This window comes from Aquimarina spinulae, from assembly GCF_943373825.1.
GTDB classification, from domain to species: domain Bacteria; phylum Bacteroidota; class Bacteroidia; order Flavobacteriales; family Flavobacteriaceae; genus Aquimarina; species Aquimarina spinulae.
In genome coordinates this window covers 383,495-395,935 of the sequence record NZ_CALSBP010000003.1, presented here as the reverse complement: position 1 = coordinate 395,935, position 12,441 = coordinate 383,495, and the positions used below count along the sequence as shown (strand labels likewise).

The following is a 12,441-nucleotide window of genomic DNA, read 5'->3' as shown; positions in this document are numbered from 1 at the left end:
TAAATTTAATCAATAACAATAAAAACAACTTGATTTTTGTTTATAAAGCAATTTTATATAATGTCTAATTATGAATTACTATTTTGTATCATAATGTACTTGCGTTATGCTTTGTCCTGAGCCTGACGAAGGGTCACTTTGCTTTGCAAAAGCAAAGTTTACTAACTCCAAATTTTCTTTAAAAGTTTTTCTAACGAAAAGCCTCTTTAAAAAAAGGTAATGCAACACTTATTATGCGAGCCGACGACAGGAGGGGAGTGTAATGTGTGTGGAATGGGTATATTTTCTGTCATCATAAATACCCACTAATAGGTATTTTATTACGGCTTCTATGTGAATATATTTAATATGCATTGAAAATAGGGGTTTTTACCTGTTTTTTAACTAATAGCTTTTTGTTAAATTTAGATACTTCAATCGTCATTTTATCACCACTTTATTGATTTTTATAGTAATATAAGTGATCTATTTCAGATTATACATTCAATTATTCTAAAATAGAAACTACCTGATAATGGGTATTTTATTGTGCTATAATTTCAAATATTTTTGATTATATAAAATTATTCTCATGATGAATCTATCCAAAATTAAGTTTTCTAAACTTTTAGCTTTTATAATAATTTCTTTTTGTATTTCTAAAAAATGTTTATCACAAAACCTTTCTAAACCATCAATTGGGGTTAATCCAACAAATTCAAATGCAGCGAGAAAAACTAAAATATTCACCGTTGATAAAACCGAGATACCCATTATTAAAAAATCTAGTGATACAATATACTATCCAGTTTTATATCCAGTCAAACCTAAACTTAGAGATGAATTCTACTATTTACGTAATTTTGAACAAATCAAAAACAGTTTAGTTTTAAACTATACTCAGCCAAATGTTCTACCTAGAAACCCTGTAAATCCCAGCATTTTACTTGCCTATGGAAAAGATGTAAATAAAAAAGATTTAACCGCGCCTTTAGATAATACTATCGCGATATCTAGTGAAGACTTTATTATTTCAGTGAGCAACAGTTTTATTGAGTTTTACGACCAAAATAAGTCTATGGTTTTTCGAAGCGAACTAAACAAGTTTGTCAATTATGAATTACCTGAACCTTGTGATCCTAAGGTTGTTTTTGACCCTGAAGCTAATCGATTTATATTATTTCTTCAGAGGTGTGATGGGAATATCACTAAGTCAAAGATTATGGTGGCATTTTCTAAAACTTCAAACCCATTAGATGGTTGGAATTTCTATATGTTAGCTGGTAATCCTTTAAATAAGAAATTTTGTTGGTTTGATTATCCAAAAATAGCTTTATCTGGTGAGGATGTTTTTATAAGTGGTAATATTTTTAACGATAAAGATTTTGATCAGTCTGTTATATATCAAATTAATAAGGCAAATGGCTATTCTGGAAACAAGTTAGATTTTAGAGTGTGGTATGATTTTGCAGAAACTCCTTTCACAATAAAGCCAGTTGGCTATTCTCACGGAAGAGCATCTAATCAAGGCATATTTTTAATCACTACATCGTGGGATATCAATGGAGGTTCTTCTAACCATGTTAAACTTTATGACATTACAGGAGATTTATATGATGCACAATCAAAGGTTAATTATTTTAAGGTATCTGTAGATCCTTATCGATTTTTTGCCAACGCAATTCAAATCAATAAGATTATAGATAATGGTGATATAAGAATGCAAGATGCTTTATTACACGGGAACTCTATTTATTATGCTTTTACATCAGGAAACGGTAACAATTTTAGTAGAATCAATTTTAATGTTTTAGACTTAAATTCTCTATCTAATCGAAGTGTACTAATTGGAGAGAATTTAAATACTAGTTACGCTTATCCTTCAATACATTTTCTGTCTGACGAAAATGAAGTCCCAAATATTTTAATTCAATACAATTCTGCTTCACGACAATCGTATCCTGATATAAGAGCTACTACTTGTGATGATTTGGTAAATTGTAGTGAAGAAGTCGTTCTCAAGAAAGGCGAAAGCACTATAGATTTTAATAATCGATGGGGAGATTATACTACTGTAACAAAAAATTTTAAAACTAGTAATGAATTATACATTGTATCAAGTTATGGAAAGTCTCGCTTAAGACAATCATTTATCGGTAAAGTCGTAACACCTAATTATGATTTTGGTTTTATAGATACTATATATCCTGAAGACTTAAATTCGGAGGTTAACTTGGGTTTTGAATTAAGGAAGGAAAAAAATATTGAAGTATTTCTTAGACGTGGTGAAGATATTACAAAAATATATGAAGGTTTAGCCTCAGAAGGTGAGAACCAGTTTCAAATTAATACCAATAAATTAAAAAAAGGTGACTACACATTAGAAGTTTTAAAGAAGAATTCATCTAAGACTTTAAATGAAATTAATTTTGTTATACAACAATAACCAACCAACACAGTAAAATTATGAAAACAACTATCTATTTATTATTATTTCTGTTTTTAAGTAATATTATAAGTGCTCAAACAATAACAATTAATTATGATTCTAATAATGAAAAATTTGAAATTAAAGAATGTAAAAATAAAAACAAATCATCTTGCAAGAAAGGTGATTTAGTTATTGGAGATGAATACAATGTTATATTAACAGGTATAAATACTGCAGTAATTAAAACTACGCTTGAGGTTAAACCATTTAATATTGATTCATCTATACCAGCAATAATTCAACCACTTTTTCCTGGAATATCAAGTTCTGGTCAATTAAGCTTTGGTGCTGGACTAGTATCTGTAGCGGTTGGTAGCCTTTTTAATGATGTAGATGTTCTAGCCGACAAGGCTCTTGGCTATTACAACGTGCTTGATGAAATTAAAGAAAAATCTAACGAACTCTACAGAAATTCTAAATTCACAATAAAGCATGGCGAAGCAAGAACCAAGTTTACTGCTATATGTACAAGAATCAATTCAGGGTTAACAGATAAAGAAAAAATTAAAATCTTAAACAAAAAAATTATTGAATATCAAAATTATATAAGTACCACTAAAGAGATAATGGATAAAAAGTTTGAAACTACTCCAAATCCACCAAATAGTATTCTTGAAAAATATATTACGATAGTTTTAATGTCTAAGGTGGTTTCTTCTACTGATTTCACTAAGTATTCAAATTTTATTTACAACTCGTTAACTGCAAAAAATCAAACTGATCCTAGGAATTTTACAGTAAAATCGGATGGATCTGATTTAAAAATCGTTTTAGAAAACACCTATGTTAACGATACCATTGGAAAAAAAACATTTGATTTTTATACCAAAGGAAATTTTAGTTTTGATTTTTCTACAGGATTTTTCTATTCTAATGAGGTCGAACAATCCTATTTTTTAGAGGGTAGAGAAGGTGATACTTTAAAAACTAATATTCTAAGAGAGCCTAAGAGGAATTTTGATATTTCATTTGGTGCCCTTGGACATTTATCCTACAAGTTTTCAAGTAGAATTAAGGGAGGTATTAGTATGGGAGCATCTTTGTCTCCAATTGATGGCAAAACAAGATATCTTTTAGGTGGAAGTCTAATTTTTGGCAGAGAAAAGCAACTGGCTCTAAATGCTGGTATTAGTTTAGTGAAGATAAAAGTCTTATCAGACTCAATAAGTCAAGATGAAATAGGAAAATATGTTGATGCGTCAGTAACCTCAGTTCCAACTTACGAAAAAACTCAGAGTGGTTTTTACTTTGGTGTCACCTATAATCTTACAGCAAAGAAGAAATACGACTGAATGAATTGACTTATGAGTACTATAGTTGTAATTGGAACTGCCCATTCAGAAGGTGGAGCTTGTACATCTGAAAAATTATATGAAATTATCAAGGAAATCGATCCTGAAGTAGTTTTTTGTGAGGCTTCACCTGAAAAATTGCCTCAATATTTAAAGAGGACTGATGTTAACACTCCAGAAACGAACGTCATTAGAAGGTTAATCAAAGAAAAATCTATTGAAATAGTTCCAGTTGATGTTAATGAAGATCCGTTCGACCAACGTCTTGAGGCAATGTTTGAATTAATTAAACGGGAAATGGAAGAGTATTTAGGTGCAACTCAAATGCTATTCAATGAGACATATTTAAAGGGGTTCCCATTTTTAAACAGTGCGGACTGTGACAAAATATGTAGGGATAAAAATTCGATGGAGAAGTATTTCATAAATATAAATAAGATGAAATATAAAGGGTTGTCAAATTTTTACTCTCATTGGTTGAAATGGAATGACCTACGAGAAAACCAATGGATTAATCTTATTCATAATTACTTTACAATAAATAAACCTAAAAAGGCAGTGTTTTTTGTTGGCGCTGGACACAGATATCGATTAATTGATAAAATTAAAAATATAAAAGATAACAATAAGCCTTTTTTGGATTGGGATTTTTTTCATTTCCAATGAAAATCACTACAACGATAGGAGAGTAGGGGAATGTGTGTGGAATGGGTAATTATCTAAAATGTTTAAATCAAAAATACTATGACTTAGATTCTTTAGTAGGCACTAATAATTCTCTAATATCTACATCCAAAATTTCTGCAATACGCTTTAAATCTTTTAAATGCGGTTGTGATTTATTATTACACATAGAAGTAACTGTATTAGGATTTCTATCTAGCTCGGCAGCTAGTTCTTTTTGACTCATCCCTTTAATAATCAGTACTTCTTTTATTCTATTTATTCTTTCTGCCATACAGTAAAATTAGTCATAATGATAGTTTCATACAATCCACTAAACTTAGGAACACTGGTATATATGATAAAAACATTGTTTATATCTATGTTAATATGCTTTAAACCGATGATAATATTTTTAAAATTCATTGTTTATACTTATGTTTGTATTGGTTAAATCAATATTTATACCATTTTAAACATATATTCACTATGGAAAACAAAGAATTAATCATTGAACTTATACAACAAGATTTAAAGCATAGTCAACTATTATATGGTTTAGATGGAATAGGACTTTGTGGTACTGAATTATACTTCTTAGAAATATCAGAGATAGTTTACAGGCTTATGAATGTACCAAGTGGAAAAATAGGTGATCATTGGATGGAAACTTATATGAATTTTATGAGAGATACTGTAAATTATGAAGTTAGTCATTCGATTGATATTTTTAAACCATTGGCGTATGCTTGCTATGTACAATTGGAATTGATTACACTAAACAACTGATTAATAGGTGTTTATATTTTCAACTGGTTTTATATATCAAAACGAGGAAATATTTCCCTTAATTTTTATGTAGAAGTGAGGGTTTCCCGTAATTAAAAGAAAATATTTATTCCTAAATTGTCAAGGTAATTAACTTACATTTTTACAATTATTCTTTGTTGAAAATTTTTGATAATAGAAGTTCACTATTCATGAATTATTTTACATTCTAAAATAAATTATTCTTTGGCAAAAACAAATCTTAAAATAGACAAATCTCTAGTAAAGAAAATGGAGAATTTATTGCCTAGATTAAAATATTCGATTACACCATTCAAACTAATTAAGTGGCTCGAAAATTTTGAAAAAGAAGATATCCCTCTTATTCAAGATTTAATATTAGCTTTTGAATACATTCCTTTTATTGAAATGCAGTATCGATTAGGAGAACAATTAGATAAATTATTAAAACATATCCCTCTAACGGATCGTATTTTATTTATTCCTTTTGGAGATTATGGTAAAAGTAGTTTTTTGGTGACTTACCCTTTAAAAAACACAACCGCTTTTAAACACGCATCTAATAAACGTAGGAAAACTACATATAGAAAACACTTTTCATATTCTTTTAATTTTAAAGATGAAACAGTTGATAAAAATACTCATATTGTTTTTATAGATGATTTTGTGGGAAGTGGAGATTCTTTTATAACGGCTTATAATGATATCTATAAGAAATGGATAAAAAATAAAGGAATCAGTAATGTGTATTTGTTATCTGTAATTATTATGAAACAAGGTGAAACGAATATTGATAAAGAGTTACAAAAAAGTATTAACGTTTTTGCAGAGAGGAGAGAGAATGTTTTTAATGGTCAAAACCCCATATTCAAAATATTCAAAAATGAGTATCGATTAAAAAAAATAAATTATAAGTATGGAAAAGATATTTACACTTCTGCTGAAGAATTTAAACCTTGGGGTTATGGGAAATCAGGTGCTTTAATAGCTTTTGACCATGGCACACCAAATAATACTCTACCAATTATTTGGGGAGAAAAACAAAAAGTAGGTGAAAGAACACAAGTTTGGTATCCTTTATATCCTAGATGGGCAACAAAAAGAATGCAGGAGGCTAAGATGTTTAAAAAAGATATAAGTTTTTATTTAGGGATTTTGAATAGATTACAATTAGATCGTTTTGTAAACGACACATATAATTTAGATGGCTTAAAAAGAAAGTATAATAAGAAGCTAGATTTTTCCAATATTGCAATTATGAAATTAAAAAAAGATATGTACAATGATATTATGACATGTCAATTACTAGGTATTACCCAAACAGAATTAGAAGAAATCTATTCTACGTTACGGAAAAAGAAATATTTAGATTTAAATAATGTTTTAACTGCCTTGGGGACTCTTTTTTTGAATAAATTGGAAACTAAGGCAAGACAGTTGAAATTTCGCCAAGATAAACCTGAGAATTTCAACATGAAAAAGAACCAATATATACCTATAAGTTTTGGGGGAATAGATAAGAGTTAGTATTTCCTTTTTTAAAGGTTCTCGGTGTAGTTCACCGAGAAGCATTGAGGTGACTTTTATTAAATTAAGGTAACTGCTTTAATTACTCGCCAAGAGTTTATCGTAAGTTCCTTGTTTAATTCACCATAATTAAAGCAGTTACCTTAGTTTAATAGCTACTGCTTACATTCAAGATTAAAGTAACTTTTATGATTTATTCTCCTGAAACTTTTGCTATATCTGCCAGAAATCAAGGCCATTCGGAACCTTTTATAGAGTTATGTTTAGCTTATCTAAATAAGCTAAATAATAGAGGTTATCCAGTATTGTTTTCTATTCATCATCTAGCACAAGAAATTGGAATACAAACAAGTTTTTTAAATGAATTAATCGGAGACACATACTATTTCTATGATGGTGAAGAAAAGATAGTGGTAAGAAGTAAGGTGGATTATTTTGATCAGGGACGTTATAGGTATTATAAAAAGTTTAAAATCAAAAAAAGAACTGGAGGATATAGAGAAATAATGGCTCCACAAGGGGAATTAAAGTATATCCAAAAATGGATTTATATAAATATTCTTTTAAAATATCAATTAACAGATAACTGTACAAGTTTTAGAAAAGGGCGTTCTATATATGATAATGCAAAACCACATGAAAGAAAAAAGTATATTTTGAAAATAGACCTACTAAAATTCTATGATACTATTTCAGAAGAAAGAATTTTTGGTCTCTTTAAAGCTATGGGATATGTAGAAAATCTTTCTTTCGCATTAGCTAGGATTTGTACTGCTAAGCATAGTCGTGATTTTTGGAATTCAATTTCAGGAGATAGTGCAAAAATATTAAAAACGTTAATTGAAAATAAACCTGCAATACTACCTCAAGGAGCTCCAACAAGCCCAACGTTGGCAAATATTGTAGCAAATAGAATGGATAAACGTTTTGTAAAACTTGGTCAAATAAGAGATTTCGAATACACAAGATATGCAGATGACTTAACATTTTCTTCGAATAATTTTAATAGTTTGCCATCCATTAGTTTTATAAAAGAGATAGTAAAGGAAGAAGGTTTTTTTGTTAACCAAAAGAAGACAAAATTATTTAAAGCAGGAGGAAAACAATATGTAACTGGTTTAACAGTAACAAATGGAGTAAATGTTTCTAAAAAATATAGAAAGAACATTTTTCAACATTTATACTATGCAAAAAAATTTGGACCTAGAAATCATTTGATTAAATGGGCAAAGGACAATAAAAAAAATCCTGATATTATGGCATTTCAAGATTGGTTATATGGACATATTTGCTTTATAAGTTCAATAAACAAAATAGCAGGAAAAAAAATGTTATCTGAGTTTAATAAGATAGATTGGACTATATTATAAACAATGATATAGACAAACCACTTTTACTCAAAATAAACTTTTATTCACAAACTTATTATGTCAAAATATGGCAAAAATACATACCCTTAAAATCAATAATTTTAGAGGAATAGATTCATTTGAACAAGTATTTGGATTAAATGATTTCGTTTGTATTATTGGTCGAGGTGATTCCGGAAAAAGTACAATTTTAGAAGCTATTTCCTATGTGTTAAATCCAAATTGGAATTTAACCATAAAGGATACTGATTTTCATAATTGTAATGTTTCGACACCTATAGAAATTGAAGTATCCTTATATGACTTACCAAAAAAATTAATCCAAGAAAGTAAATTTGGACTATACATACGGGGGTTAGATAAAACTGATGACACAATTAAGGATGAAATTGAAGATGATTTAGAGGTAGTATTAACCTTAAAATTAATAGTTGAAAAAAGTTTAGAACCCAAATGGTTTATAATAAATAATAGACAAGATCCAATAGAAATTTCTTCATCAGAAAGAAGTAGTTTAAATATGTTTCAAATTTCTGATTATATAGATAATCATTTTTCTTGGGATAAAAGGAGTCCATTAAAAGCTCTGTTTAAATTAGACGATAAAGAAAGTAGTATTGCTGATGTCTTAATCGAATCAATGAGAAATGTTAAGAATGAATTAGATAAAAAAGATTTTAAAGAATTCGAAAACGTTTTAAAAAAAATTATTACTAGTTCTAAAACTTTTGGAATTGATGTTTCTAAAGTTTCTACAAATTTAGACTTAAAGAATATTTCACTTTCTGAAGGTAGATTTTCCTTATATGATGAAAACGTTCCCTTTAGACTGAAAGGAAAAGGTTCAAAAAGGTTAATCTCTATTGCGATTCAAGCGGAACTAGCTAAATCTGGAGGGATTGTATTAATCGATGAAATTGAGCAAGGTCTAGAACCAGATAGAGCACAACATCTTGCTAAAACATTAAAATCAGAAAATACTGGTCAAATATTTATTACCACGCATTCAAGAGATGTTATAGTTGAACTAGATGTAAATAATTTATATAAAATAATTAAAAACGAAAAAAGCTTAAGGAAACTTAAAGAGTCCATGCAAGGTACAGTTAGAAAAAACCCTGAAGCTTTTTTCTCTGATAAGGTTGTCGTGTGTGAAGGAGCCACTGAAGTTGGTTTTTGTAGAGCTTTAAATAATAAAAGACTCTTTGATGGAAAAGATAATATTTCGCTTAAAGGAGTTCGATTAGTTGATGGAACAGGTTCCGCATTTATTAATTATTGCAAAGATTTTGTAGAATGTGGTTATAAAGTTTGTGCATTCTGCGATTCTGATGACCCAAATATTAATGATAAGAAACAAGGGTTGAAAGATATAGGAGTTACCATTATTGATTGTGAAGATGAAAATGCTATAGAAAACCAAATGTTTAAGGAGTTGCCATGGAATGCAATTCAAGAAATGGTACTTTATGCAATTGAATTAAAAACGCTAAATAGTATCAAAGATAGTGTTGATGCAAAATTTATTGAGATTTATAAGGGTGATCTTAATCAATGGATTAAAACTGAAGATGCAAAAATGCGAATTGTTTTGGGGAAAGTTGCATTAAAAAAGGAATGGTTTAAAAGAATGGATCATGGCGAAAAGATTGGAAGTATTTTATTCAATCATATTGATAAAATAGGCGAAACTCATATTGGAAAACAAGTTACTAAACTCTCAAATTGGATAGATAATGTTTGATGTTCAGAATTTTGTTTCAAAACGAAAAAGCTTGCTTATTGCCCCAGCTGGATATGGTAAAACACACTCTATTTCCGAATCTTTAAAAAACACAAAAGGGAGGCAGTTAATTTTGACACATACTCATGCTGGAGTTTCATCAATTAAAGAAAAGTTAAAAAAAGCTCAAATTGCCAATCATAATTTTAACGTAGAAACTATAACTAGTTTTGCTCAAAAATATGTTCTCTCATTTTATATAAATAAAGATGAAATTCCTGACCAAGAAGATTCAAATGCTTATTATCCATTTATAATTAAAGAAGCTGCAAATATTATTAAGTTAAAACCAATTATTGAGGTAATTTCTTCAACTTATAGCGGATTGTTTGTAGATGAATACCAAGACTGTACAGTTGAGCAACATAAATTAATTCTTTCTCTTTCCAATCTATTACCAACAAGAATTCTTGGAGATCATTTACAAGGAATTTTTGATTTCAATAATGGAAATCTTGTAGATTTTAACCATAAATCAATGAAAGAATTCAACTCAAATCTTTTTAAATTAGAAACTCCATGGAGATGGTACAATAATAGCAGAAAAGATCTTGGTGACGATTTAAAAGCAATAAGGAAAAAATTACTTAATAAAGAGAATATAGACTTAAGAATTTATGAATCTATTGAAACACATGTTTTCAATGAAAATGAATTATCAGGTTTTAAAGCGAATAAATATTCAAGATTTATGTGGACCGTTATTAGTAAAGATAACCCATTATTAATGCATCCAGATTCAACTTCCATAAATCCGAGGCTCTCTATGATAAGAAAGTTTAATAATAATTTTTCATTATTAGAGTCAATTGACAATAAAGATTTCTATAAATTCTCTAAAGAAATCGATAATGCAAATACAGATAATATTACTTCAATAATAATTAAATTAAGCCTTTCAGTTTTTAAGAAAACAGAGATTAGAAAATGGCTAACAGATAATGGTGTTAAAGCTAAAAGGGGAGAGGAAGAGAAGACGTTAATAGCTCCGTTAAAAGCAAATTTTGAAACTTTAAAGTCTAATAAATCATTTCTAATAATTTCAGATTCTTTAGAAATAATTAAAAATTCATTAAACATTCCTTGTTACAGGAAAGAATTGTTAAAATCTATAATTGATGCTTTACTAGATGCTCATTTTAATGATATTACTGTATATGAATCAATGGTTAATAGAAGGAACAAAACTCGTAGAATGGGTAAGAAAATTTATGGAAATTGTATAGGTACAACATTATTAACTAAAGGATTAGAATTCGATACTGTCGTAATTTTAAATGCTCATAGCTTTAATTGTCCGAAGCATCTTTATGTGGCTTTAACTAGAGCTTCAAAAAGATTAATAGTTATTACTACGAATCCGGTTCTTAATCCATATTAAACATTATGTAAAATAGAAACTCAATTTTGCTAACGGCCTCAGAAAACTTTGGCTTAAACAATAGGCAAAGGAGCGTCAATATTTTAGAGGTCTAGTGCTAAGTTTTAATCAAAGCTACACATATTCATTCTAGTTCTAAGCAATCTTATAAGTTAGAATGCTTTCTAAAATATAGCGACTGCGCTGTGATTGTTTCCAAAGTTTTGTGCAGCCTTGATTTTTTTGTTTCTTTTTTTATCAAGAAAAAAAGATAAGCATTATTTAAAAAGGTTAAATCAAAGCTCTGTATACAGCATGTGCATAGAAATTATCTCGTCAGAGTAATTTTATGCTTATGCGGGAACGTCACGAGAATCTCATAAAAACTTTTTTTACGTATGATTAATCAAATACGGGATTTATAAACTACCAAAAGTGTTTGCTTTTTTTTGGTGTGGCCAAGCGTTGGCAAATTGTGTGTAGAGAAAAATGCATTGAGCATTTTTGTTTACAAAACAATAAAGCGGTTGGGCGCGGCAATTTTACATAGCGGCAAATTATAGCTACAAATGTTAAACGTAAGGTTTAATCATAAACGCCTTAAAATAATTTTTAATGACCCAAGTAGCTACGATTACTATGAAATAGAATTATCCTGGGATATTTTACATAGTATTACATTATAGCTACGAATATTAATGAAACCTTGGTCGTAAAACGGCTGTTACATAAATGCTGACGATATAGACCTAAAGGCGCTATATCTGCATCTATGTAAAATAGAACAGAAAAAGTTCTATCCGCCGTTTTACTCATATATTATATTTGTACTATAATGTTCTGCGTTATGTAACTTTGCTTTGGTAAAAAGCTTTTACAAGCAATATCTTTTTTTGATTTTTTTATTCTCAAATGTTTCTTTAAAAATGTAATGGAATACTCTTTTTGCTGAAAGGGCAGAGGAGAGGAGGCAAAATGTGTATGGAATGGGTTTATTTCTTGCCTGTTGAATAATTTACTCTCTTTTTAAAATCAATAATCTCATCTTTAAGCTTCTTATTGGCATTTTCTATTAACTCATTTTGAAGTTTCATAACTCTTAGTAAATCGTGGATTGCATTCAAATTGTCAAGTTGAGTATATACTACTTGTTCTAAATCTGCTTTTGTATATTTTGGCCTTGGCAT

11 protein-coding genes are annotated in these 12,441 nt (G+C 28.9%); 8 read left to right on the top strand and 3 right to left on the bottom strand.

Going from position 1 to position 12,441, the window contains the following annotated elements:
• Window positions 1-574 precede the first annotated feature (574 nt).
• The 3 genes from NNH57_RS24460 to NNH57_RS24450 are packed head-to-tail and all read left to right on the top strand — an operon-like array spanning window position 575 to window position 4,428.
• Window positions 575-2,425: a hypothetical protein gene (locus NNH57_RS24460; protein WP_108807544.1), complete on the top strand. Its 1,851-nt coding sequence runs from the start codon at window positions 575-577 to the stop codon at window positions 2,423-2,425.
• Between the two features lie 20 nt (window positions 2,426-2,445).
• Window positions 2,446-3,762, top strand: a complete 1,317-nt coding sequence (locus NNH57_RS24455; protein WP_108807545.1) for a hypothetical protein — start codon at window positions 2,446-2,448, stop codon at window positions 3,760-3,762.
• A gap of 12 nt (window positions 3,763-3,774) precedes the next feature.
• Window positions 3,775-4,428 carry a hypothetical protein gene (locus NNH57_RS24450; RefSeq protein WP_108807546.1) on the top strand — a complete coding sequence of 218 codons (654 nt, stop codon included), beginning with the start codon at window positions 3,775-3,777 and terminating at the stop codon, window positions 4,426-4,428.
• Window positions 4,429-4,504: 76 nt separating this feature from the next.
• Here NNH57_RS24450 and NNH57_RS24445 read toward each other — a convergent pair whose 3' ends face one another.
• Both NNH57_RS24445 and NNH57_RS24440 read right to left on the bottom strand, forming a co-directional pair.
• Window positions 4,505-4,720 (bottom strand): helix-turn-helix transcriptional regulator, encoded by a 216-nt coding sequence (locus tag NNH57_RS24445; RefSeq protein ID WP_101449030.1) that lies wholly within the window; start codon window positions 4,718-4,720, stop codon window positions 4,505-4,507.
• Window positions 4,705-4,851 (bottom strand): hypothetical protein, encoded by a 147-nt coding sequence (locus NNH57_RS24440; protein WP_159099179.1) that lies wholly within the window; start codon window positions 4,849-4,851, stop codon window positions 4,705-4,707. Before NNH57_RS24440 ends, NNH57_RS24445 begins: the two co-directional genes overlap by 16 nt.
• 63 nt (window positions 4,852-4,914) lie before the next feature.
• Between NNH57_RS24440 and NNH57_RS24435 the strand changes: the two genes are divergently transcribed.
• The 5 genes from NNH57_RS24435 (at window position 4,915) to NNH57_RS24415 (ending at window position 11,275) form a co-directional block, all read left to right on the top strand.
• Complete coding sequence (locus NNH57_RS24435; RefSeq protein WP_108807547.1) at window positions 4,915-5,214, top strand: hypothetical protein; 300 nt, start codon at window positions 4,915-4,917, stop codon at window positions 5,212-5,214.
• Window positions 5,215-5,439: 225 nt separating this feature from the next.
• Complete coding sequence (locus NNH57_RS24430; protein ID WP_108807548.1) at window positions 5,440-6,741, top strand: phosphoribosyltransferase-like protein; 1,302 nt, start codon at window positions 5,440-5,442, stop codon at window positions 6,739-6,741.
• A gap of 188 nt (window positions 6,742-6,929) precedes the next feature.
• On the top strand, window positions 6,930-8,111 hold the full coding sequence (locus NNH57_RS24425) for a reverse transcriptase family protein (RefSeq protein ID WP_108807549.1): 1,182 nt from the start codon (window positions 6,930-6,932) through the stop codon (window positions 8,109-8,111).
• A gap of 67 nt (window positions 8,112-8,178) precedes the next feature.
• Window positions 8,179-9,855, top strand: coding sequence for an ATP-dependent nuclease (locus tag NNH57_RS24420; RefSeq protein WP_108807550.1), 1,677 nt, complete (start codon window positions 8,179-8,181; stop codon window positions 9,853-9,855).
• Window positions 9,848-11,275 (top strand): UvrD-helicase domain-containing protein, encoded by a 1,428-nt coding sequence (locus NNH57_RS24415; protein ID WP_108807551.1) that lies wholly within the window; start codon window positions 9,848-9,850, stop codon window positions 11,273-11,275. The genes NNH57_RS24420 and NNH57_RS24415 overlap by 8 nt, the downstream gene beginning before the upstream one ends.
• Window positions 11,276-12,246: 971 nt before the next feature.
• Here NNH57_RS24415 and NNH57_RS24410 read toward each other — a convergent pair.
• Window positions 12,247-12,441: a hypothetical protein gene (locus NNH57_RS24410; protein ID WP_108807552.1), complete on the bottom strand. Its 195-nt coding sequence runs from the start codon at window positions 12,439-12,441 to the stop codon at window positions 12,247-12,249.